Consider the following 21,483-nt stretch of genomic DNA (forward strand, 5'->3'; position numbering starts at 1 on the left):
CATTCTAAATAATTGGTTCAAAACTCCGCTATTTTTTCTACTTTTGCAACACTTTTATAAAAAATAAGAAATCAATGCTAACAGTTTCAAATTTATCAGTACAATTTGGTAAGCGAATTTTATTCGATGAAGTTAATGTAACATTTACTCAAGGTAACTGTTATGGTATCATCGGTGCAAATGGTGCTGGAAAATCCACATTCTTAAAAATATTATCGGGCGATATCGATCCAACTTCTGGACAAGTGATTTTAGAGCCTGGAAAACGTATGTCTGTTTTAAACCAGAATCACAATATGTTCGATGAGCATACGGTTTTGGAAACAGTGATGATGGGGAATAAAACTTTATTTGCCATTAAAAAGGAAATGGATGAGTTGTATGCCGATTACGATGATAAAAATGCAGACCGTATCGGGGAACTACAGATGCAGTTTGATGAGATGAACGGATGGAATGCTGAGTCTGATGCTGGAGCAATGCTTTCCAACTTAGGTATCGGATCTGAACATCATTACACCATGATGAGCGACATGGAAGGGAAGATGAAAGTACGTGTGTTATTAGCACAAGCTTTGTTTGGAAATCCTGACGTGCTTATTATGGATGAGCCTACCAACGACTTGGATTTTGAAACAATTGGTTGGTTAGAAAATTTCTTAGCAAATTACGACAATACTGTTTTGGTGGTTTCTCACGACCGTCACTTTTTAGATGCGGTTTGTACACATGTATCGGATATTGACTTCGGAAAAATTAACCATTACTCCGGTAACTATACTTTCTGGTATGAGTCATCGCAATTAGCGGCAAAACAGAGGGCACAGCAAAATAAGAAAGCTGAAGAGAAAAAAGCGGAGTTGGAAGAATTTATTCGTCGTTTTTCTGCAAACGTGGCGAAATCAAAACAGGCTACTTCTCGTAAAAAGATGATTGATAAATTGAATTTAGATGAAATCAAACCATCAAGCCGTCGTTATCCAGCTATTATTTTTGATCAAGAGCGTGAAGCTGGAGATCAGATTTTGAATGTACAAGGTTTAAGCGCTTCTATTGAAGGTGAAGTTTTGTTTAAAGATGTAGATTTAAACATGGCTAAAGGAGATAAAGTTGTTGTGTTTTCTAGAGATTCACGTGCAACTTCTGCTTTTTATGAAATCTTGAACGGAAATTTAAAAGCTGATAGCGGAACATTCGATTGGGGGATTACTACTACACAATCGTATTTACCGGCTGATAACCATAGTTTCTTCGAAAATGATTTAACTCTAGTAGATTGGCTTCGTCAATGGGCGAAAACCGAACCGGAAAGAGATGAAGTTTATGTTCGTGGTTTCTTAGGGAAAATGATTTTTTCTGGAGAAGAAGCTTTAAAAACCGGACGAGTTTTATCTGGAGGGGAGAAAGTACGTTGTATGTTGTCTAGAATGATGATGTTGAGAGCTAATGTTTTGATGTTAGATGAACCAACCAATCACTTGGATTTGGAATCGATTACAGCTTTTAATAATTCATTAAAAAACTTTAAAGGTTCGGTATTGTTTACTACACATGACCACGAATTTGCACAAACAGTAGCCAATAGAGTAGTGGAAATCACTCCGAATGGTGTTATTGATAGATATATGACTTTCGATGATTATTTGGATGACCCAAAAATTAAAGAACTAAGAACGAAAATGTATTCTTAATCATAAAAAAATCCCGCTTTAATGGCGGGATTTTTATTTTTAAAGTATAATGCTTACTGCAATAATTTTGCCCTCAAAAATGGTTTCTTTTTTTCTGATTTCTGCTTTTATTGGGAGAAGATAGGTATTCATTTTAGTATCAAACCATATTGCTGTTTTCCATTTGCTTGAACCAATTTCAGCAGTTACTTTTAATCGTCCCCAGCCTTCTTCTTCCTTCTTCATATTAGCTCTAATTTCGGTAGCATAATTCTCTGGAATAGAAACAAAAAACCAGCCTCCAAGAGATGCATATTGCTATACCGTTTCTGAGAAAGTATATTTTAGTTCGCCAGTCATTTTGTCTATAAATCTTTGAAGAATGAAAAACTATCTTTAAATAATATATGTTGGCTAATTCAAAAGCATTTATATTGTCAATTGGAATAAAATCAGATTTGAATTCTCATCAAAACTATAATCTAATTCTTTAAAACCTAATTTTAAGAGAAGTTGTGTAGAACTTTCATTGTCTTTATGAGTCACAGCATCCATTGTTTTTAATCCTAATGATTTATTGGCAAATTCAATAATTTTTTTTGCAGCTTCAAGCATGAATCCTTGCCCTTGATATTCGGTTAATAACTCATAGCCAATTTCGCATTTTTTTGCCTCATATAGCAATTCAAATAAACAAATGGTACCAATTAATTTCTCATTCTCTTTTTTTGTAATTGCCCAATAAAAAAGTTCGTTGTCATCAATTATGCATTTAATAAAGCCTAAGGCATCATCCAATGTTCTGCTGGGTTTTCGATCAAGATATTTATTTATTTCCGGATTAGAACGCAATTGAAATATTTCTTCAGAATCACTTTTTGAAAGCGGTCTAAGGATTAACCTTTCGGTTGTTAGTGTTGGAAAAATTCTTGATTCATTTTTCATTTGAAGAAGACTCTTTATTTGAAAGTTATTTTTTTATGTATTAAAAAAACAAAATTTAAAAGTAGCATATACAAATATACCGAAAAGTTTGAAAGAAAAAACTTGAAATAGAGTAGAGAAGTGCAAGCACTGTCTCCTCCCGATAAACACCTAAACCCCAATTTCTTAAAACCGCTGTTAGGCGTAGTACTTATTACCAAAACTTGAATATACTTTTCTTTTTTGTTGTTAGATTTCCTAAAGACGGGGGAGAAGTTTTACTCCCTTCAATAAATCCATATACTGCAGTATTGAATCCCGATTCAATTGGAAGGTCTGTTTGGCATTCTTTTATTATAAATGCTGTAGCCATAGCGCATGAGTAAGCCATTTGTTCATAATTCAACTCATATCGTTCCATGATTTTATGTGCTTGGTCTTGAAGGTTGCTTAAAGTATCAATAAATGATATGTTAGAGTCTACATTTGAAGACTTGTTTATGGCGTCCTCGTTCAAATTAACTCCAAAATTATCAAGAGTAGCTCCCAAAACATTTATTAGAATAGGCCCTTTCTCATTAGCTTGTTCAGACAAAACAACTGTGCCCGGTTTCATATCATCTAAATTGAAATTGAATGATCTGAAAACAAAACTTCCAGCAAGTCTTGCTCCAGCTGAAATAGCTGTGCCAGGATGAATCTGGCGGTTGTTTCCAATTTTGCTAGCTATTAATTCTACAATTTCTCCAGCAGCTTTATTTTGTTCATTAGTTATTTCCATAGTTTTTCGTAGGCGGTTTCAAATTTCTAGCGCAACGCTAGAGTATCACAAATATATCTTTTTTTAGATTACATAATTTCTAAAATCATAGAATCAAAAACTTCTTTTGGAGTTTGATAGTCGAGTACCTTTCTGGGTCTTTCGTTGAGTTCATTTTGAACTTGTTTGAGGCGTTTTTTTGTTACGGTTGATAAATCTGTTCCTTTTGGGAAATAGTCTCTTAAAAGGCCGTTTGTGTTTTCATTGGTAGGTCTTTCCCATGGGCTGTATGGATGAGTGAAATATACCTGTACTTTGGTGTTTTTGGTAAATAATTTATGTTGTGCCATTTCGGTTCCGTTGTCGTAAGTAAGCGATTTTTTCATTAGAGTAGGGAGTTGCTTAAATTCCTTTTCAAAAGCTTTTCTAACGGATTTAGCGTCTCTTGATTTTAGGTGTACCAATATGACCGCTCTGGTTGATCTTTCCACTAAAGTTCCTATTGCGGATTCTCTGTTTTTACCTAAAATTAAGTCTCCTTCCCAATGTCCAGGAATCTCTCTTCCGATTACTTCCTCCGGGCGTTCATCGATTCTTATAGGGTCTTTAATGGTTGTTCTTTTATCTGTTCCTCTTCGGGTATTTCCTCTGTATTTTCTTTTTTGTCTTAACTCGGAAATGAGCGTGCTTTTGAGTTCTTTTTTAGAATGTAGATAGATGTAAAGATAGATCGTTTCGTGGCTTACCTGCATGTTTTTGTTGTTAGGAAATAAACGTTTTAAACTTACAGAAATTTGATCAGGTGACCAAAACTTAGCCAGTTTGTCATGAATGTAATTTTGAAGTTCTGGGTTTAGTTTTATTTTACTTTTCCCATATTTTCTATTAATGCATCGGTCATAAGAATTCATGTTTGCTTCCCAAGACTGATAAGTTTTTTTCTGGTACTTTTTGATTTCTCTGTAGATGGAAGTCTTATGTCTTCCAAGCCTTAAAGCAATGGCAGGGCAGGAGAGGTTTAAAGCTAATAGTTTTTCAATTTCAATACGCTCTTTGAGAGTTAATCGGCTGTACTTTTTCATAATTAACGAACTTATAAATTTCTTTAAAAAGTTGCGTTAGATTATTGAACCGGCGGTAGTATTACGCCTAACGTCCCGCCGGCTTTAAGAAGTGGCGGATTTTTATTACTGATGCTTACAAATATACCGAAAACTTTGAAAGAAAAAAGTTGAATAGAAGCAAAGACTTTTGATTCCCGATCGTCCCATTAAACACTGGCTCCGCCATTTCTTAAAACCGCTGTTAGCAGTAGTGCCTTTTAAAATTGATGAGGAATTCGTTTTAATTCTTTCCAATTTTCTCCACTTATCAGATCTACAGTTTCTTTTGTTGAGAATAATTTTTCGTATGCGAGTTTTAAAAAATCATCGTCTTTATCTTGTTTTTCATGAGGAACATTACAAAGGATGTTGTATTCCTCGCTTCCAATTTTATAGATAAAAAATGAAAAACCGTAATCTGTATAATACGGTTCTTGTTTAATTTCTATTTTTAAATTCTTGGAATTGTTTACATAAATATGTTGAGTTGCCCATTTTTGACCATTAATTTCGGAAACTTTAATTTCTTCTAAAGTATAGCCATATTTTTCGGTTAAGATTAGAAAGAGTTCTTTGCCTTTTACATTAAAGTTATCGATTTTATTTTCTGCCATATAGTTGTAGATGAAGTTTGTAACGGCATTACTGCTAACGTCCCGCCGGCTTTGTGAAGGCGGGGAATTTTGTAACTGATGTTTACAAATATACCGAAAAGTTTGAAAGAAAAACTTGAAATAGAGTAGAGAAGTGCAAACACCAGCTCTTCCCGATACACACCCGAACCCCGCTTGCACAAAACCGCTGTTAACAGCTGGCATTTATTTATTGCCACCATTGTTTATTCAATTCTGCTTTTTTTGGCTCTATAATTGCGCTATTTGGCATTCTGTTTTTTAAAGCTATATCTAACCAACCTTTATCCCAATATTTTTGAGCGACATTGAATTCACCAGTTCCAACATCAAAATTGCAATCTACATTTGGAACTCTGTAATCTCCCCAATGGCATGGTTTTTCAATTTTGGAATTATACATTTTCCAAGTTCCAACAAATGCGTTATTGAAATACATATCTGACGCAATATTGATATCATCATATTGAATTCTGTCGTCTTTGTCTAAATACCATTTTGTTTGTAAAATACCCGAAAAATAGCCTGAATATTTTTGATTTTTATTTTCAAAAAACTCATATTTAGCAGTTAATAATCCTTGCGTTTTAATACCTTGATTTTTAAATTCATCATCGACACCAAAATTTTTTCGTTTAGTTTCCTGAATTTTATAGATTGTTATTTTACCAATGAATTCACAAAGATTTTCCTTAACGTTCGATTTACCATAAACAAAATATTCATTGTTATCATTTATATTTTTTTCAACAGTAAGAAACTTTATTAAAATCCTTTGATATTCATTTCCAATAAATCCATAGATTAAACTGTTTTCTGTTTTTAGCCATAATCTAGAGAAATCATAATTTAAAAATTCTGAAACTTTATTTTTTGGGTTTAATTCTTCTCTATTCAGAATATCCGTGTGACATAATGATTGTGAAAATGAGTTTAATGAAAAAGTAAAGAATAGTAATATAATTTTATGTTTCATCTTTTTACCGCAATTTTGGTGTATGCTTGCTGTTAACGTTTTGCAGCTTGGCGAAGTGGCGGAAATCGAAGCACAAATGTTCAGTTTTGCACAAAAGTTCAATCGAAGAACTGCACTTCAATTTAGCACTAAACCCGCCATTTTGCCAAACTGCTGTTATGTGCAGCCCATTTTTCGTTCGTCAGTTACAGCAAGATTTGTTTTGTTGAATTGGTGGACATTTCACTGTTCCGTAACTGCAATAAACACAACAGTCGCCTTGCAATGGTTTCAGTCGTGTCTTGCAACTTTCACATTCGTAGAAGTATTGACAAGCATTTGTAGGCATTTCTTCTTCTTTTTGGTGTCCACAGTTGGGACAAGTTATCGTTGATTTTAATTCTATTTCCATTTTTCTATTTTTTGTCTGTTACTTTGTAACCTGTTGAATTTATCGCCTCTTCAATTTTTAAGTTGTCAAGTTTTGTGTTGTCAAATTCAATGATTGCATTTCCATTTTTGTAAGATACTGTTGAACTTATAATTCCCGTCAATTTGTTTACTTCAAGTTTTATATGTTCTTCGCAACTTTCGCAAGTCATACCTTCAACCTTAAATTCCGTTTTTTGAATTGAAGATTTGTCAATGATTATGTTAGTTGGTTTTATTTCTGTCGTTGGGTAAAATGTTTTTGAAAAATAAGGAAACGCCAACATTGTCAATGCGAAAACTGTTATAAGTCCTAAAAACTTTTTGCTTTCAATAAATTTTTCTTTCGTTGTCGGCTCACAATTACAGTTGTCTTTCTTTATAGGTTTTAGTTTTTGATACCAAGCAAATGCAAGTACAAGAATTGTCAACCCGATTAAATAAGGTCTAAACGGTTCTATCCACGAAAAAGTTGAAGCAAGTCCACTTGTCCCTGCTAAAAGTGCAAGAATTGGTGTTATACAACAAAGTGAAGCCGAAATTGCTGTCAAAATTCCAAGCCCTGCAAGTCTATTTTCTGATTTCATTTTATCGTCTGTTTATGTTTGGTACGTTGTCTCTTTGGCGGTTTCAAATTTCTAGCGCAACGCTAGAGTATCACAAATATATCTTTTTTTAGATTACATAATTTCTAAAATCATAGAATCAAAAACTTCTTTTGGAGTTTGATAGTCGAGTACCTTTCTGGGTCTTTCGTTGAGTTCATTTTGAACTTGTTTGAGGCGTTTTTTTGTTACGGTTGATAAATCTGTTCCTTTTGGGAAATAGTCTCTTAAAAGGCCGTTTGTGTTTTCATTGGTAGGTCTTTCCCATGGGCTGTATGGATGAGTGAAATATACCTGTACTTTGGTGTTTTTGGTAAATAATTTATGTTGTGCCATTTCGGTTCCGTTGTCGTAAGTAAGCGATTTTTTCATTAGAGTAGGGAGTTGCTTAAATTCCTTTTCAAAAGCTTTTCTAACGGATTTAGCGTCTCTTGATTTTAGGTGTACCAATATGACCGCTCTGGTTGATCTTTCCACTAAAGTTCCTATTGCGGATTCTCTGTTTTTACCTAAAATTAAGTCTCCTTCCCAATGTCCAGGAATCTCTCTTCCGATTACTTCCTCCGGGCGTTCATCGATTCTTATAGGGTCTTTAATGGTTGTTCTTTTATCTGTTCCTCTTCGGGTATTTCCTCTGTATTTTCTTTTTTGTCTTAACTCGGAAATGAGCGTGCTTTTGAGTTCTTTTTTAGAATGTAGATAGATGTAAAGATAGATCGTTTCGTGGCTTACCTGCATGTTTTTGTTGTTAGGAAATAAACGTTTTAAACTTACAGAAATTTGATCAGGTGACCAAAACTTAGCCAGTTTGTCATGAATGTAATTTTGAAGTTCTGGGTTTAGTTTTATTTTACTTTTCCCATATTTTCTATTAATGCATCGGTCATAAGAATTCATGTTTGCTTCCCAAGACTGATAAGTTTTTTTCTGGTACTTTTTGATTTCTCTGTAGATGGAAGTCTTATGTCTTCCAAGCCTTAAAGCAATGGCAGGGCAGGAGAGGTTTAAAGCTAATAGTTTTTCAATTTCAATACGCTCTTTGAGAGTTAATCGGCTGTACTTTTTCATAATTAACGAACTTATAAATTTCTTTAAAAAGTTGCGTTAGATTATTGAACCGGCGTTAGCCTTGCCCATAACGTCCCGCCGGCTTTATGAAGTTGGGGATTTTTGTTCCCAAACCATTCCATTAGGACTGAAGTCAAATATATAAAATAACCTTTAAATTTTACCTAAAACCCCAATTTCATAAAACCGCTGTTGTGCGATGTTTTTATTTTACGAATTGTTTTTCATTAATTTCTCCATTAATTTCATTTGAAAATATGCTAGTTTTTGAAGTAAATGATTCATATTTAAGTCGAAGTTTAGTTTTAAAATTTCCACCGTATTTTTGCATTGAACTAATGACAATGTTGTTCGGTGGACAATAAAAATCTATAATACCAGTCCCACACATAAATCTCATTCTTTCTTGAATTGGTTGCCATTCTCCATTTCTGTTTTTCGCTTCAATAATTATTGGTAAATATTCTGCATAACCAATAGTTAAAGTGTCATTACTAATGTTTTTTATAAAAATTGGATTTGCAATTTTATCATTTCTTTTTTCTTTTTTAGAATATTCATATAATCCCATTGGAATTCCAATTATTCTTGTTGTGTCAATAAATATTTCCAATGAGTTTTGCATTGGAAATTTATATTTTTTTAAAGTTTGGTTTTTTTCAACAGTTTTATAATTCTGATAAGATATTTTTATTTCTTTAGATATTTTACCAATATATAACGGAGATATTTCTGCTATAGTTAATTTATCTGCGTAATCTAATTTAAGTTTATTTGTAAATTTATCTATTAATTCAATTTCATTATATTCTATTTTATCATTTTTTTGGATTTCGTTTTTACAATTTGATAAAAAAATGGAGATAAAGATTAAAACTAAAATTTGGATTATTTTCATTTTTACGTTTTTTTGGTAAAATATCGCACAACTTACTTATATGTTTGGTAAATCAGTTCATATACATACAAAATGTGTTGGATATGTATGACTCGAGTCAAACAATATTTTTTCAAATATAATAAAATTAATAGGTGTTTGCAGTTTAATTGTAGTCATTTTATTTTCATAAAAAATCAACTTCTATTTCATTTTAATTTTGTGAGAATTTGAATTAGCAATATCGTTTGATTACAAAATTGTAATCAAAATTTATTTACATTGCAAAAGTTCACAATTTTGTAATTATCTTTACAGTACGATTCAAAAAATCACACCGTAAACCTTTAGTATTATGATTAAGTCACGAAATTTTAGAGAGAATTTAGGAATCACACAAGAGGAAACTGCGATACTTTTAAAAAGTACCAAGAGTCAAATTGCCATGTTCGAGCTAGGTTTGCGCGAATTATCATCCGCTAAAATGATAAAACTCGTTACGCTATACAATCATGTAGAAAGCAAACGTAAAGAAAACGAGTTGCTTAATGTAAAGTCATCTATAGCTAACAGTATCAATATGTTGGGACAGGAAATTAAGGCAACCGAAATTAAAACGTATACACTAAATAAAAAGCTGGAAACACTAAAGGCAAAATATCAAAAGCATTTAGCTGCGTTAGAACTCTCAACTTATCTGGAAAATGAATTTCAGGGTAAAGAAAAACCACCTCACGAATTGATTAGTAGTATACGGCGTCGTGCTATAAAAGGTATTGAACAAAATGGGCCAACGGCACAATTAAAATGTGAACTTGCTCTAAGAACAGCAAATCAATATAAAAAGGAGTTAAAAAAAGAGTTAGAACGCATTATCTAGCCATTCTAACTCTATGTTTTCAATTTATAATTTATAACTCAAAATTATTTAGTCTTCCAAAGTTCCAAACTTGCCATTATTGAAATCGTCAATCGCCTGAATAATTTCTTCTCTGGTATTCATTACAAAAGGACCGTGAGTAAAAATAGGTTCGTTAATCGGTTCGCCGCTAAGTACTAAAATTATCGATTCTTCTAACGCTTCAATAGAAAATGATTCGCCTTCGTTTTCAAATAAAACGAAATGATCTGTTGGTACAGTTTCCGTATTGTTTACTTTAATACTTCCCTCAATAACCAGCAATGCAGTGTTGTAATTCGCCGGAAATGAAAACTCAGCTTTACCGCCTGCATGTAATTTTGCATTTTGCATGTTTACAGGGGTAAAGGTAGTTGCCGGCCCTTTAACTCCTTTGTAATTTCCAGCTATCACTTCAATAAAACCTGCATTGTCAGGTAGTTCATAGCGTCCCATTTGGTTGTTTTCAATGGCTTGATATTTAGGTGAACTCATTTTATCTTTTGCCGGAAGATTTACCCAAAGTTGCACCATTTGAAATTCGCCTCCTGTTTTGCTAAAGTTTTCTTCATGGTATTCTTTGTGTAAAACACCCGATGCTGCCGTCATCCATTGTACATCGCCTTCACCAATAATTCCGCCACCGCCGGCACTGTCATGATGGGCAACTTTTCCTTTGTAGGCTATCGTTACGGTTTCAAATCCGCGATGTGGGTGAACTCCAACGCCTTTAGGAATTTCAGAAGGTGGGAAGTTGTATTTAGAATTGTAATCTAACATGATAAACGGACTCATACGTTCCATATCCAAACGAAAACCACTTGGGATAAAGTTGTGCACTCTAAAGCCATCACCTACAAAATGAGGGGCTCTTGGTTCGGCAACTAGTTCTATATTTTTTGTAGACATTAGTATTGTTTTTTAAAATTGATATACAAAGTTATCACATAGAGTAGCCTAAATCACTTAATTTAGATTAAGAAATAACCTAAAAAAAGCTGTGAATTACTCCACAGCTCTTAAAATAAACTAACTCAATTGTTTATGGACACTCCAATCCGCTTACAGATGGAGCCAATTCGTTTCCGTTACCATCTTTAATAGACCAATCGCCAGTAATAACACCGCCCGAATTTGTAGAATTCCATGTTATTGTTATTGTAATTGGTTCGCATTTGGCAACGCTTCCTTCAACTTTTATAATTCGGTTAGAACTTCCACCAGGAGTCCATTGTGTGTAAGCAAGATTACCACCATCAATACTTACAACTGCATCAGCGCCAGTAAAATTGGTAAGTCCGCCTTGAATTTTAATATAATCCTGGTCTTCAGAAGCTATAAAAGTATATTTTGCTTCTCGGGTTTGATCGCACGATATAGCTTCACCGGCAAATTGTGTCTCGCAACCCTGAGGACAAATACCAATTAAATTATAACGCACATCAAATACCCCCGGAGGACCATTTCCCGAAACTTGAAGTTCAAACGATTCTAAGTCGCAAGCTTGCCAACCAGCAGGTAATGGGTACGAATAGGTTCCCCATACATTCGCAGCAACATTAGAAAGGTTTAGCGGAACACCATCTATAGATAAGTCGCTCCAGCCGTTTGTACTTCTAACCATGATTACAAAATCGGTTTCGGTATTGTAATATTTAACATCGATAGTTTTTGAATTTGAAACGCCAAAGCGGCCACCCCATTGCACTACTTTAGAATCGTTGGTTTCAAAATAAGGACCGCCAGGTAAAAAACAATCCGTTTCACAATTTCCAGAGCTTACTAAGGAAAGAGAAGAGTTTAAGTTGCTATTTCTTTCGGTTAATTCATCTTTCTGACAGGCAGTAAAAATAAGAGCTAACCCAAATAAACAATAAATAGCCACACTACTGTTTGAGTAATTAATTTTTTTCATAATCAGTATAATTTATTGTTGATAATTATGTTAAAAATATCTTTAATTTATTAGTAATCAGTAGTTTTTGTGTTTATTTCGTTGAGTTTTCGTTTTTTTTCGATTAAGAACGCATTTTATCAAAACCTTAAATTATATTTTAATTGTTAAGCGAAATAAAATCCATTTTTATTTCAATTCTTACATTAAAGAAAAAATTGTACTTTTACACACCAAACACAACACTTCAATATGAGTCAAAAAGTATTGCTCACTTCAAAAGAAGTCAATATCATTCTGCACCGTTTGGCCTGTCAGTTAATCGAAAAACATCTCGATTTTTCAAACACTATTCTTATTGGAATTCAGCCCAGAGGTAAGTTTTTAGCCGAAAGAATCAAACAAATTTTAGAAGAAGAATACAACATCAAAAATATACCGTTGGGGTTTTTGGATATTACTTTTTTTAGAGATGATTTCCGCCGAAACGAAAAAAACCTTGAAGCTAATAAAACGCAAATAGATTTTCTGGTAGAAGATAAGAAAGTAGTTTTTATAGACGATGTTTTGTATACCGGACGTAGTATACGCGCTGCTTTAACCGCCATACAATCGTTTGGAAGACCATCCGGAATTGAACTTTTAACGTTAATCGACAGACGTTTCAGCCGCGATTTGCCTATACAACCAGATTATAGAGGAAGACAGGTAGATGCTATTAATAATGAAAAAGTTATTGTGCACTGGAAAGAGAACGATGGAGAAGATCAAGTGCTTTTAGTAGCTAAAGAAGTAAGAACTGAGAAGTGAGAAGGGAAAAGGGAAAAGGGAAAAGAATTATGAAGTCATCCTAATATCTTTTAATCTTTAAATTTTTCAATCTTTAAATTTTAAAAATTACAACAACACAACCATACCAATGAAAGAGCTAAGCGTCAATCATTTATTAGGAATAAAATACATCAACAAAAACGACATTGATTTGATTTTCGAAACTGCCGATCAGTTTAAAGAAGTAATCAATCGTCCTATCAAAAAAGTGCCGTCTTTACAACACATTACCATTGCAAACATTTTCTTTGAAGACAGTACCCGAACTAAATTATCTTTCGAATTGGCTCAAAAAAGGCTTTCTGCCGATGTAATGAGTTTTTCTGCGGCACAATCTTCAGTAAAAAAAGGAGAAACACTTATCGATACGGTAAACAATATCCTTTCCATGAAAGTGGATATGGTGGTAATGCGTCATAAAAACCCCGGAGCGGCTTACTTTCTATCGCAAAATGTAAAAGCAAGTATTGTAAACGCTGGCGACGGAGCGCATGAACACCCAACTCAAGCATTGCTAGACAGTTATTCCATCTGTGAACGTTTAGGCGATGTAGGAGGGAAGAAAGTTGTAATTGTGGGAGATATTTTGCACTCTCGTGTGGCTTTGTCAAATATTTTTGCCCTGCAGATGCAAGGAGCAGAAGTGATGGTTTGCGGGCCAAAAACACTAATCCCGAGATACATTGAGTCATTAGGTGTAAAATACGAGCCTAATTTAAGAAAAGCTCTAGAATGGTGTGATGTTGCAAATATGTTACGCGTCCAAAACGAACGCTTGGATGTAAATTATTTCCCATCAACAAGAGAATATTCGCAACAATACGGAGTAGACAAAGCCTTATTGGATTCCTTAAGCAAAGAAATCGTAATCATGCACCCGGGACCAATTAACCGTGGGGTGGAAATCACTTCTGATGTGGCCGATTCGCAACAATCTGTAATCTTAAATCAGGTGGAAAATGGTGTGGCTATCCGAATGGCGGTAATTTATTTATTGGCGCAGAAGATTAAGTAAGCTATAGTTAAAAGTAAAAAGGGATAAGGAAAAAGTTGTTCAGAAAGAAAAAATCTCAGTAACTTAGCAGTTCACCGATAGCATTACAACCGATGAAAGTAGAACACAAATCCCATACAACCGTAATTAAAGATACCGAAGGAAATATTTCAGAATTTCTTCAAAAAGTTACAAGCCAATACGAAACTTTTAAAGAGCGTAATCTGGTATTGGATATTACACACGATAAATCGGTTGATATTAAAGGAATTAAAAACTTTTCTGATTTATCCAAAAAACACAAAAAAGCAAAAAAATCCTTTGTTATAGTTGCCGAAAATATCGATTTTAATGAAGTTCCAGATTCACTATTGGTCGTTCCAACTCTTTTGGAAGCGCACGATATGATTGAAATGGAAGAAATTGAACGCGATTTGGGATTCTAAATTAGTAAGCAGTCACGGTTAACAGTAATCAGAAACTGCGACTGAACACTGCGACTGAACACTGAAAGTTATGAAACTCACCATACTAGGCTGTTATGCAGCAACTCCTCGAACTATTACAAATCCGACATCGCAGGTATTGGAAATTAAAAATCGTATGTTTTTAATTGATTGCGGTGAAGGGACACAAGTACAACTTCGAAAAAATAAGATTAAGTTTTCCAGAATAGAACACATTTTTATTTCCCATTTGCATGGAGATCATTTTTATGGTTTAGTAGGATTGATATCCACTTTTATGTTGCTTAACCGCCAATCCGATTTGCACGTGTATGGACCTAAAGGAGTTAAAGAAGTAATTCTGCTACAACTCAGATTGTCAAATTCTTACACTGGGTATAATTTGTATTTCCATGAACTCGAAAACACAGAAAGTGAAGTGGTTTATGAAGATGAAAAAGTCTTGGTAAAAACAATTCCGTTAAAGCATCGCGTATATACCAATGGCTACCTTTTCATTGAAAAAAATAAAGAAAGAAAGTTAAACATCGATGCCATTTTGAATCACGATATCGATGTGGTTTACTATCCAAAAATAAAATATGGTGGCGATATTACTTTAGAAGACGGAAGAGTTATACCAAATGAAATACTAACGTTCGACCCAGAACCGGCAAAGAGTTATGCTTTTTGTTCGGATACGGTATACAACGAAGATATTCTCCCAATCATTAACAATGTAACGGTATTATATCATGAAAGCACTTTCTTGGAAACCGAAGTGCATTTGGCCGAAAAAACCATGCATACTACTGCAAAACAAGCAGCCACAATGGCAAAAAAAGCCAATGCCGAATATTTAATATTAGGACATTATTCTACCCGATACGATAAAATTGAGCGTTTTCAGGAAGAAGCCGAAACTATTTTTAATAACATATTACTTGCTGACGATGGAAAAGAATTCGAGTTTTAGAATGGTTTAGACTGACTTAGACTAGCTTAGATTATTTATTTTCTAGGAAGTCAAAGAAATCCAACAATCTAAAATAATCTAAGAAGTCTAATAATCTAAAAAGTCTAACAATCTAAAAAGTCTAACAATCTAAGAAGTCTAATAATCTAAGAAGTCTAATAATCTAAGAAGTCTAAATAATGAGTGATTTAAGTAATTATAGAAAGTCATACGAAAAGAGTGAACTTTTGGAAACAAATGTTCCGGATGATCCAATGAATTTATTTCATCGTTGGTTTTACGAAACGGAAGAATTTGGAGCCGAAGGAGAAGTTAATGCCATGACAGTTTCTACCATTGGGATGGATGGTTTTCCAAAATCCCGTGTTATTTTACTTAAAAAGTTTAATGAAGAAGGTTTTGTGTTTTATACCAATTACAATTCTGAAAAAGGAAAAGCCATTGCAAATAATCCAAATGTATGTCTATCGTTCTTTTGGCATTCTATGGAAAGACAGGTTATTGTTAAAGGAATAGCCGAAAAAACTACCGAATTAGACTCTGATAATTATTTTGATTCTCGTCCAGACGGAAGTAAACTAGGTGCAATTGTATCGCCACAAAGTGATGTAATACCTTCGAGAGCTTTTTTAGAAAACAATTTAAAGCAACTTGAAAACGAATTTGCAGATAATTCAGAAATAAAACGTCCAAAACATTGGGGTGGTTATGTAGTTAAACCGCTTTCTGTTGAGTTTTGGCAAGGAAGACCAAACCGTCTTCATGATAGAATACGGTATACTATTTTAGAAGATTTTGATTGGAAAATTGAAAGACTATCTCCTTAAAAGTCAATAAATTAGGTTTAAATGTTAAAATTTAGTGCATTTCATCGATTTTATTTGTAGTTAATCGATTTTGGTGTACATTTGTCTCGTAATCAATGAGTTATAAAAATCATTTGGTTACGAAGCAAAAAGTTTAATATTTAAATTTTTAATTTATGAAAGTAACAATTTTCCGCCCCTTATCGATCATTGTCCTACTTATCACTTTTGCTTCTTGCTCTAAAGAAAGCGTTGCGGACTCTACTCCAAACACCGATGCTTCGAGCTACGTAATTAACAACAATTATAGCTATTCGGATATCGAACAAGCCGTTGCTAACAGAATTAACGAATATCGTGTTAGCCAAGGTTTAAATCCGTTAGAAAAAATAAATCATATTTCTAATGTTTCAGAAGGACATGATGAGTATATGATTTCGATAAATACGTTAACACACGCCCTTTTTGCCCAAAGAGAGGATAATTTAAAGAAAACCTTAGGAGCTCTATCAGTAGGAGAGAACGTAGCCTATAACTTTTCAACCGCAGAATCAGTAGTGAATGCATGGTTGAATAGTGCTCCTCACAAAGCTAACATCGAAGGTAATTATACCCACTTCGGAATCTCGGTTAGAGAAGACAGTAATGGTAAATTATACTTCACCAATATGTTTATTAGAAAATAATTTGATTGATTGAATATGTGTTTAGTTTTGCGGGTTTTATAATCCGAAAAAACAAAAAGCATTCACCAAAAGTGAATGCTTTTTTGTTTTACTATACTATCTGTGTTTAATTTTATGACAATGTTTCCAAAAGCTTTTCTAAATTGGTTACACTCATTGTAAATCCTTCTTTGAAGCCCATTTCAATCATTTTTTCCATACGCTCTAACGATTCATTGTAAATTGTAATGCAAACTTGGGTTTTTCCGTTTTGCTCGCTAAATTTATAATCCCATTCAGAACCTGGTAATTGTGGATTTTCATCCTTATCTGCAAAAGCATTATGCATTTTAAAATTGGTTTTTGGTGTAATGGAAGTATATTCCTGAATTGCCCAATGTTCTAAACCCTCCGGACTTACCATAGCATAAAAGCGTTTTCCTCCAACTTCAAAATTCATATATTTTGTTTTGGAAGTATAGGGTTTTGGCGCTACCCATTGATCTAAAAGTTCAGCTCTAGTGAATGCATCCCAAACCAATGAAAGCTCGGCAGCAAATTCTCTGTTTATGATTACCGTTTTCGTTGCTTTGTCTACGATAAAATCAGATTGTAAATTGTTGTTCATTTTTTCTGGTTTTTAATAGTTGATAATAAGTCGTCTAACTGACTGAATTTGGTTTCCCATATTTTTCTAAATTGATCCAGCCAGATATCAATATCTTTCATTTTTTCTACTTCAAGGGTGTAATAGATTTCCCTGCCTTTTTGTTCTTGTTTTATTAAATCACATTCGGTAAGAATTTTTAAATGTTTAGATACCGCTTGCCTGCTTGTATCAAAATGTTCAGCAATAGTATTAGGTGTCATGGCCTGTATAGCTATAAGTCCGATAATTGCTCTTCGGGTAGGATCTGCAATAGCTTGAAATATATCTCTTCGTATTTCCATAATATTTTATATGCTACTATATGGTTGCAAATATACATGCAATTATTTGGTTGCGCAAATTATTTGTGAAAAAGTTATTGAAAAGCAATTAATTAGCTTTCATTTTAAATGAGTAATTAGTATTAAAATGAGATAAAATGTTTGAAAAAATATCAGTTTAAAGTACTGAAAACCAATAAATTAGGCTTAAATGTTAAAATTTAGTGCTTTTCATCGATTTTATTTGTAGTTAATCGATTTTTATGTACATTTGTCTCGTAATCAATAAGTTATAAAAATTATTTGGTTACGAAGCAAAAAGTTTAATATTTAAATTTTTAATTTATGAAAGTAACAATTTTCCGCCCCTTATCGATCATTGTCCTACTTATCACTTTTGCTTCTTGCTCTAAAGAAAGTGTTGCGGACTCTACTCCAAACACCGATGCTTCGAGCTACGTAATTAACAACGATTATAGCTATTCGGATATTGAACAAGCTGTTGCTAACAGAATTAACGAATATCGTGTTAGCCAAGGTTTAAATCCGTTAGAAAAAATAAATCATATTTCTAATGTTTCAGAAGGACATGATGAGTATATGATTTCGATAAATACGTTAACACACGCCCTTTTTGCCCAAAGAGAGGATAATTTAAAGAAAACCTTAGGAGCTCTATCAGTAGGAGAGAACGTAGCCTATAACTTTTCAACCGCAGAATCAGTAGTGAATGCTTGGTTGAATAGTGCTCCTCACAAAGCTAACATTGAAGGTAATTATACCCACTTCGGAATCTCGGTTAGAGAAGACAGTAATGGTAAATTATACTTCACCAATATGTTTATTAGAAAATAATTTGATTGATTGAATATGTGTTTAGTTTTGCGGGTTTAATAATCCGAAAAAACAAAAAGCATTCACCAAAAGTGAATGCTTTTTTTGTTTAATAAACGAATTAAATAAACGTATTCAATTGGTTTTATTACAGTTTAATATATTATAGATAAATATGTTCATATTGAAAATATAGATTATTTCTTTTACTGCGATTGAAATAAAAAAAAATGCATAATCAGTTAGTGCAAAAAAAGGCACTCACTTTTGGTGAATGCCTTTATATTAAGTTATTAAAATTAAACTACATACTGATGATAATAAACTCACTACGTCTGTTTTTTTGATGATCGGCCTCACTACAAGGTACACCATCAGAACATCCGTTAACCAATTGTGTTTCACCATATCCTTTGGCTGTTAAACGATCTCTTTCGATTCCGTTTTTAACCATATATTCCAAAGTAGATTTTGCTCTTCTGTCAGACAATTTTTCGTTGTATTTATGAGTTTGTCGGCTGTCTGTGTGAGAACGAATATCTACTTTCATATTTGGATATTGTTTCATTACGGCAACAATTTTTTCTAAATCCACTGCTGCATCCGGACGAATATTCCATTTGTCTAAATCGAAATAAATAATACTGATATCGAATATTTTCGCTAAATCGGTTCCTACTTCAATAGGTTTAATGCGTTTATCTAATGCAATATCTCCAGTTGTTTCACCCGATTTTAAAGGAATTGAAACGCTAATTTCTTTGGTTTCATATTCTTCTTTTTCGGCTCTTACATAATATTTTTTATCACACTCTATACTTTCTTCGAAAGCATATTTACCATCAGCGTCGGCTTCTACGGTATTTATAAGTTCCATATCTGCATTAAAAAGCGAAACTTTAGAACCAGGAAGTACTTCAGAAGTTGCTAAATCGGTAATTGTTCCTTTTAAAAGTTGTTCGCAAACATTTTCTGTGAATTTATAAATATCGTCAGATCCAACACCACCATCTCTGTTTGATGTTACATACCCAATGTGGGTTTTAGTATTAACAATATAACCAAAATCGTCTTTAGAACTGTTGATAGGCGCTCCCACGTTTTTTACTGAAGTGAAGCTGCCGTCTTTGTTCATTTTAGCTTCGAAAACATCTAAACCTCCAATTCCTAAGTGATCATCAGAAGAAAAATACAATACATTTTTATCTGTGATGTACGGGAATGTTTCTCGCATAGGTGAGTTTACACTACTGCCTAAATTTTCGGGAGTTCCAAAAGTTCCGTTATCATTTATGGCCACTTTAAAAATATCGGATTCACCATAGGTTCCAGGCATATCTGATGAGAAATAAAGTGTTTTTTCATCGGCACTTAAAGCTGGATGTGCTACACTGTAATTATCACTATTAAAAGGTAATTCGGTTATGTCTTCCCATTTACCATCTTTTAGTGTGGCTTTGTAAATTTTTAATTTATTTACTTTATCATCGCTTTTTCCTTTTTTACCATCCATATAATTATTTCTGGTAAAATATACCGTGTTGCCATCTTTTGTGAATACTGGAGTAGATTCGTGAAATTTAGAGTCTAACTCCTTAGCAAATTCTTTTGCATCACTCAGTTTACCGTCTTCAGCTACTTGGGCCGAATACAATTTTGTGAAGTATTCACCTGTCCAACTGTGTTTTTTCTGAAATACTTTACCTGATGAACGAGCCGATGTGAAAATAAGCTGCCCGTCTTTAAAAAATGAACCATAATCTGAAGATTCACTATTGATACCTGCATTTTCTACAACATATCTATCGGAATCTTTACGCAATTGTGCCAAATAATCTTTATTGTTTTTTAATTCTTCACCAGTAGGATTGTTAGTCAACTGAAAGAATTTAATTAGATATTCATCGGCTTTGTCATAATTTCCAACCGCTTTAAGCGACTGTGCATATCTAAAATAATATACCGGATCGACATCGTTTGTCATTGCAAAAAGTTCTCCGTACCAACGTTCTGCTTTATCATACTCGGCATTGAAATAGTATGAGTTACCAAGTTTTTCGAATAAATCGGCCGATTTATGTCCTTTCTCTGCAACTTTTTCATAAATTTCAATGGCATCGATATAGGCATATTTATCGTATTTTCGGTCACCATTGGCAAGTCGGCCTAATTGGGCATAAAGACTTGCGGTGCTGAAAATGGCTATTAAAAGTATTGCTCTGATTTTCATGATAATTCGATTTAGAAGAAACGTGGAGTTAACATTTTAGAATTGTCAAACAATTCGAATCTAAGGAATACCTCATGTGATCCGGAGTTGTAATTCTGTAGTTGAGTAGTTTCAGCATCGTATGCATATCCAATAAAAATGGAATTTGAGATCTGAAATCCAGCCATCGCACTCCAAGCAGCATCCCATCTATAGGCGCCCCCAAGAGTTAATTTGTCGTAAATCAAAAAGTTTAACGAGCCATCAATTTGTAAAGGTGCTCCTTCTACAGCTTTTACAAGTACAGAAGGTTTGATTTTTAAATTTTGATTGGCTTCAAAAACATAACCAGTAATGAAATAATAATGTAGTCTTTCTTGTGTTATAGAAACAGAATTGTCTTTATAGTGATTGGTTTCAAAGAAATTTGGAATTGATAAACCGGTATAAAATTTATCGGAATACAAATAAATTCCTGCACCAACATTCGGACTGAAATCATTATTCAAGTTTTGAAATTGAGGGTCATTTTGATGCTGAATATTTAATTTATTCACATCAATACTAAATAAATTTGCGGTTCCTTTTAATCCGAAAGCTAGTTTATAGTCTTCAGACATTGGAATATAATAGGAAAGATCTATAGATATTGCGTTTTCTTCTGCAGGGCCAATGCGGTCGTTAACTACAGAAAGTCCAACACCAAAACTTGAATCTCCTATTGGAGTATTTACGGAAAAAGTATTAGTTGTAGGGGCGCCATCTAAACCAACCCATTGGCTTCTGTGCAACCCAAATATACTTAACACTTCTCTTGAACCGGCATAGGCAGGATTTATATTTACAGTATTATACATATACTGTGTATACTGTGAGTCTTGTTGTGAATAACTCATCATACCTATTAATCCTAAAACGAGTGTTATAATTTTTGTTTTCATGATCACTAATTTAAATTAATTTTAGTACCTAACAGT

24 protein-coding genes and 1 pseudogene are annotated in these 21,483 nt (G+C 33.5%); 9 read left to right on the forward strand and 16 right to left on the reverse strand.

Annotation, left to right across the window (positions count from 1 at the left end; genetic code table 11):
• The first annotated feature begins 74 nt into the window (after positions 1-74).
• Positions 75-1,691, forward strand: a complete 1,617-nt coding sequence (locus ACZ1JT_RS11840) for an ABC-F family ATP-binding cassette domain-containing protein (protein ID WP_465094035.1) — start codon at positions 75-77, stop codon at positions 1,689-1,691.
• A gap of 39 nt (positions 1,692-1,730) precedes the next feature.
• Here the strand turns inward: ACZ1JT_RS11840 and ACZ1JT_RS11845 are convergent.
• The 10 genes and pseudogenes from ACZ1JT_RS11845 to ACZ1JT_RS11890 all read right to left on the reverse strand — a co-directional run.
• A pseudogene (locus tag ACZ1JT_RS11845) lies at positions 1,731-1,961 on the reverse strand (DUF1905 domain-containing protein); the annotation flags it as partial.
• A gap of 138 nt (positions 1,962-2,099) precedes the next feature.
• Complete coding sequence (locus tag ACZ1JT_RS11850) at positions 2,100-2,615, reverse strand: GNAT family N-acetyltransferase (protein WP_465094036.1); 516 nt, start codon at positions 2,613-2,615, stop codon at positions 2,100-2,102.
• Between the two features lie 193 nt (positions 2,616-2,808).
• Complete coding sequence (locus ACZ1JT_RS11855; RefSeq protein ID WP_465094037.1) at positions 2,809-3,375, reverse strand: hypothetical protein; 567 nt, start codon at positions 3,373-3,375, stop codon at positions 2,809-2,811.
• 68 nt (positions 3,376-3,443) lie between these two features.
• Complete coding sequence (locus tag ACZ1JT_RS11860; RefSeq protein ID WP_465093876.1) at positions 3,444-4,436, reverse strand: IS30 family transposase; 993 nt, start codon at positions 4,434-4,436, stop codon at positions 3,444-3,446.
• 239 nt (positions 4,437-4,675) lie between these two features.
• Positions 4,676-5,071 (reverse strand): hypothetical protein, encoded by a 396-nt coding sequence (locus ACZ1JT_RS11865; protein ID WP_465094038.1) that lies wholly within the window; start codon positions 5,069-5,071, stop codon positions 4,676-4,678.
• A gap of 208 nt (positions 5,072-5,279) precedes the next feature.
• On the reverse strand, positions 5,280-6,065 hold the full coding sequence (locus ACZ1JT_RS11870; protein ID WP_465094039.1) for a hypothetical protein: 786 nt from the start codon (positions 6,063-6,065) through the stop codon (positions 5,280-5,282).
• 181 nt (positions 6,066-6,246) lie between these two features.
• Positions 6,247-6,456 carry a GDCCVxC domain-containing (seleno)protein gene (locus ACZ1JT_RS11875; protein ID WP_465094040.1) on the reverse strand — a complete coding sequence of 70 codons (210 nt, stop codon included), beginning with the start codon at positions 6,454-6,456 and terminating at the stop codon, positions 6,247-6,249.
• 4 nt (positions 6,457-6,460) lie between these two features.
• The gene (gene merTP, locus ACZ1JT_RS11880) at positions 6,461-7,060 is read right to left on the reverse strand and encodes a mercuric transport protein MerTP (protein ID WP_465094041.1); all 600 of its coding nucleotides are present in this window, start codon (positions 7,058-7,060) and stop codon (positions 6,461-6,463) included.
• Between the two features lie 93 nt (positions 7,061-7,153).
• The gene (locus tag ACZ1JT_RS11885; RefSeq protein ID WP_465093876.1) at positions 7,154-8,146 is read right to left on the reverse strand and encodes an IS30 family transposase; all 993 of its coding nucleotides are present in this window, start codon (positions 8,144-8,146) and stop codon (positions 7,154-7,156) included.
• A 205-nt stretch (positions 8,147-8,351) separates the two neighbouring features.
• Positions 8,352-9,044, reverse strand: coding sequence for a hypothetical protein (locus ACZ1JT_RS11890; RefSeq protein ID WP_465094042.1), 693 nt, complete (start codon positions 9,042-9,044; stop codon positions 8,352-8,354).
• Between the two features lie 334 nt (positions 9,045-9,378).
• Between ACZ1JT_RS11890 and ACZ1JT_RS11895 the strand changes: the two genes are divergently transcribed.
• Entirely contained in the window at positions 9,379-9,903 is a 525-nt protein-coding gene (locus ACZ1JT_RS11895; RefSeq protein WP_465094043.1) for a helix-turn-helix domain-containing protein, read from the forward strand.
• Positions 9,904-9,951: 48 nt separating this feature from the next.
• Here the strand turns inward: ACZ1JT_RS11895 and ACZ1JT_RS11900 are convergent, their stop codons facing one another.
• Both ACZ1JT_RS11900 and ACZ1JT_RS11905 read right to left on the reverse strand, forming a co-directional pair.
• The gene (locus ACZ1JT_RS11900) at positions 9,952-10,830 is read right to left on the reverse strand and encodes a pirin family protein (protein WP_465094044.1); all 879 of its coding nucleotides are present in this window, start codon (positions 10,828-10,830) and stop codon (positions 9,952-9,954) included.
• A 133-nt stretch (positions 10,831-10,963) separates the two neighbouring features.
• Positions 10,964-11,836: a hypothetical protein gene (locus ACZ1JT_RS11905; protein ID WP_465094045.1), complete on the reverse strand. Its 873-nt coding sequence runs from the start codon at positions 11,834-11,836 to the stop codon at positions 10,964-10,966.
• Positions 11,837-12,067: 231 nt separating this feature from the next.
• Between ACZ1JT_RS11905 and pyrR the strand changes: the two genes are divergently transcribed.
• The 6 genes from pyrR to ACZ1JT_RS11935 all read left to right on the forward strand — a co-directional run bounded on the left by pyrR (position 12,068) and on the right by ACZ1JT_RS11935 (position 16,554).
• Positions 12,068-12,625: a bifunctional pyr operon transcriptional regulator/uracil phosphoribosyltransferase PyrR gene (gene pyrR, locus ACZ1JT_RS11910; RefSeq protein ID WP_465094046.1), complete on the forward strand. Its 558-nt coding sequence runs from the start codon at positions 12,068-12,070 to the stop codon at positions 12,623-12,625.
• 109 nt (positions 12,626-12,734) lie between these two features.
• Positions 12,735-13,661 (forward strand): aspartate carbamoyltransferase catalytic subunit, encoded by a 927-nt coding sequence (locus tag ACZ1JT_RS11915; RefSeq protein WP_465094047.1) that lies wholly within the window; start codon positions 12,735-12,737, stop codon positions 13,659-13,661.
• 92 nt (positions 13,662-13,753) lie between these two features.
• Positions 13,754-14,086 carry a ribonuclease Z gene (locus ACZ1JT_RS11920; protein ID WP_465094048.1) on the forward strand — a complete coding sequence of 111 codons (333 nt, stop codon included), beginning with the start codon at positions 13,754-13,756 and terminating at the stop codon, positions 14,084-14,086.
• 70 nt (positions 14,087-14,156) lie between these two features.
• Positions 14,157-15,062, forward strand: coding sequence for a ribonuclease Z (locus ACZ1JT_RS11925; RefSeq protein ID WP_465094049.1), 906 nt, complete (start codon positions 14,157-14,159; stop codon positions 15,060-15,062).
• A gap of 179 nt (positions 15,063-15,241) precedes the next feature.
• On the forward strand, positions 15,242-15,889 hold the full coding sequence (pdxH, locus tag ACZ1JT_RS11930; RefSeq protein WP_465094050.1) for a pyridoxamine 5'-phosphate oxidase: 648 nt from the start codon (positions 15,242-15,244) through the stop codon (positions 15,887-15,889).
• Between the two features lie 155 nt (positions 15,890-16,044).
• Positions 16,045-16,554: a CAP domain-containing protein gene (locus ACZ1JT_RS11935; protein WP_465094051.1), complete on the forward strand. Its 510-nt coding sequence runs from the start codon at positions 16,045-16,047 to the stop codon at positions 16,552-16,554.
• A gap of 112 nt (positions 16,555-16,666) precedes the next feature.
• On the opposite strand, the gene ACZ1JT_RS11940 is transcribed toward ACZ1JT_RS11935, so the two are convergent.
• The gene (locus ACZ1JT_RS11940; protein ID WP_465094052.1) at positions 16,667-17,161 is read right to left on the reverse strand and encodes an SRPBCC family protein; all 495 of its coding nucleotides are present in this window, start codon (positions 17,159-17,161) and stop codon (positions 16,667-16,669) included.
• Entirely contained in the window at positions 17,158-17,478 is a 321-nt protein-coding gene (locus tag ACZ1JT_RS11945; RefSeq protein WP_465095295.1) for an ArsR/SmtB family transcription factor, read from the reverse strand. Before ACZ1JT_RS11945 ends, ACZ1JT_RS11940 begins: the two co-directional genes overlap by 4 nt.
• 330 nt (positions 17,479-17,808) lie before the next feature.
• Between ACZ1JT_RS11945 and ACZ1JT_RS11950 the strand changes: the two genes are divergently transcribed.
• The gene (locus ACZ1JT_RS11950) at positions 17,809-18,318 is read left to right on the forward strand and encodes a CAP domain-containing protein (protein WP_465094053.1); all 510 of its coding nucleotides are present in this window, start codon (positions 17,809-17,811) and stop codon (positions 18,316-18,318) included.
• Positions 18,319-18,601: 283 nt separating this feature from the next.
• Here ACZ1JT_RS11950 and ACZ1JT_RS11955 read toward each other — a convergent pair whose 3' ends face one another.
• Together ACZ1JT_RS11955 and ACZ1JT_RS11960 are read right to left on the reverse strand one after the other, a co-directional pair.
• Positions 18,602-20,527 carry an OmpA family protein gene (locus ACZ1JT_RS11955; RefSeq protein ID WP_465094054.1) on the reverse strand — a complete coding sequence of 642 codons (1,926 nt, stop codon included), beginning with the start codon at positions 20,525-20,527 and terminating at the stop codon, positions 18,602-18,604.
• A gap of 11 nt (positions 20,528-20,538) precedes the next feature.
• Entirely contained in the window at positions 20,539-21,447 is a 909-nt protein-coding gene (locus tag ACZ1JT_RS11960) for a PorP/SprF family type IX secretion system membrane protein (RefSeq protein WP_465094055.1), read from the reverse strand.
• Positions 21,448-21,483: the final 36 nt, after the last annotated feature.

This window comes from Flavobacterium sp. IC2-16, assembly GCF_055521455.1.

What these genes read in the sequence shown, in the direction of transcription:
- ACZ1JT_RS11850 (WP_465094036.1), bottom strand. Translation starts at nt 2,615, where the DNA reads ATGAAAAATGAATCAAGAATTTTTCCAACACTAACAACCGAAAGGTTA.
- ACZ1JT_RS11960 (WP_465094055.1), bottom strand. Translation starts at nt 21,447, where the DNA reads ATGAAAACAAAAATTATAACACTCGTTTTAGGATTAATAGGTATGATG.
- ACZ1JT_RS11860 (WP_465093876.1), bottom strand. Translation starts at nt 4,436, where the DNA reads ATGAAAAAGTACAGCCGATTAACTCTCAAAGAGCGTATTGAAATTGAA.
- ACZ1JT_RS11840 (WP_465094035.1), top strand. Translation starts at nt 75, where the DNA reads ATGCTAACAGTTTCAAATTTATCAGTACAATTTGGTAAGCGAATTTTA.
- ACZ1JT_RS11870 (WP_465094039.1), bottom strand. Translation starts at nt 6,065, where the DNA reads ATGAAACATAAAATTATATTACTATTCTTTACTTTTTCATTAAACTCA.
- ACZ1JT_RS11925 (WP_465094049.1), top strand. Translation starts at nt 14,157, where the DNA reads ATGAAACTCACCATACTAGGCTGTTATGCAGCAACTCCTCGAACTATT.
- ACZ1JT_RS11875 (WP_465094040.1), bottom strand. Translation starts at nt 6,456, where the DNA reads ATGGAAATAGAATTAAAATCAACGATAACTTGTCCCAACTGTGGACAC.
- ACZ1JT_RS11920 (WP_465094048.1), top strand. Translation starts at nt 13,754, where the DNA reads ATGAAAGTAGAACACAAATCCCATACAACCGTAATTAAAGATACCGAA.
- ACZ1JT_RS11900 (WP_465094044.1), bottom strand. Translation starts at nt 10,830, where the DNA reads ATGTCTACAAAAAATATAGAACTAGTTGCCGAACCAAGAGCCCCTCAT.
- ACZ1JT_RS11935 (WP_465094051.1), top strand. Translation starts at nt 16,045, where the DNA reads ATGAAAGTAACAATTTTCCGCCCCTTATCGATCATTGTCCTACTTATC.
- pyrR (WP_465094046.1), top strand. Translation starts at nt 12,068, where the DNA reads ATGAGTCAAAAAGTATTGCTCACTTCAAAAGAAGTCAATATCATTCTG.
- ACZ1JT_RS11865 (WP_465094038.1), bottom strand. Translation starts at nt 5,071, where the DNA reads ATGGCAGAAAATAAAATCGATAACTTTAATGTAAAAGGCAAAGAACTC.
- ACZ1JT_RS11950 (WP_465094053.1), top strand. Translation starts at nt 17,809, where the DNA reads ATGAAAGTAACAATTTTCCGCCCCTTATCGATCATTGTCCTACTTATC.
- ACZ1JT_RS11890 (WP_465094042.1), bottom strand. Translation starts at nt 9,044, where the DNA reads ATGAAAATAATCCAAATTTTAGTTTTAATCTTTATCTCCATTTTTTTA.
- merTP (WP_465094041.1), bottom strand. Translation starts at nt 7,060, where the DNA reads ATGAAATCAGAAAATAGACTTGCAGGGCTTGGAATTTTGACAGCAATT.
- pdxH (WP_465094050.1), top strand. Translation starts at nt 15,242, where the DNA reads ATGAGTGATTTAAGTAATTATAGAAAGTCATACGAAAAGAGTGAACTT.
- ACZ1JT_RS11955 (WP_465094054.1), bottom strand. Translation starts at nt 20,527, where the DNA reads ATGAAAATCAGAGCAATACTTTTAATAGCCATTTTCAGCACCGCAAGT.
- ACZ1JT_RS11885 (WP_465093876.1), bottom strand. Translation starts at nt 8,146, where the DNA reads ATGAAAAAGTACAGCCGATTAACTCTCAAAGAGCGTATTGAAATTGAA.
- ACZ1JT_RS11905 (WP_465094045.1), bottom strand. Translation starts at nt 11,836, where the DNA reads ATGAAAAAAATTAATTACTCAAACAGTAGTGTGGCTATTTATTGTTTA.
- ACZ1JT_RS11915 (WP_465094047.1), top strand. Translation starts at nt 12,735, where the DNA reads ATGAAAGAGCTAAGCGTCAATCATTTATTAGGAATAAAATACATCAAC.
- ACZ1JT_RS11895 (WP_465094043.1), top strand. Translation starts at nt 9,379, where the DNA reads ATGATTAAGTCACGAAATTTTAGAGAGAATTTAGGAATCACACAAGAG.
- ACZ1JT_RS11940 (WP_465094052.1), bottom strand. Translation starts at nt 17,161, where the DNA reads ATGAACAACAATTTACAATCTGATTTTATCGTAGACAAAGCAACGAAA.
- ACZ1JT_RS11855 (WP_465094037.1), bottom strand. Translation starts at nt 3,375, where the DNA reads ATGGAAATAACTAATGAACAAAATAAAGCTGCTGGAGAAATTGTAGAA.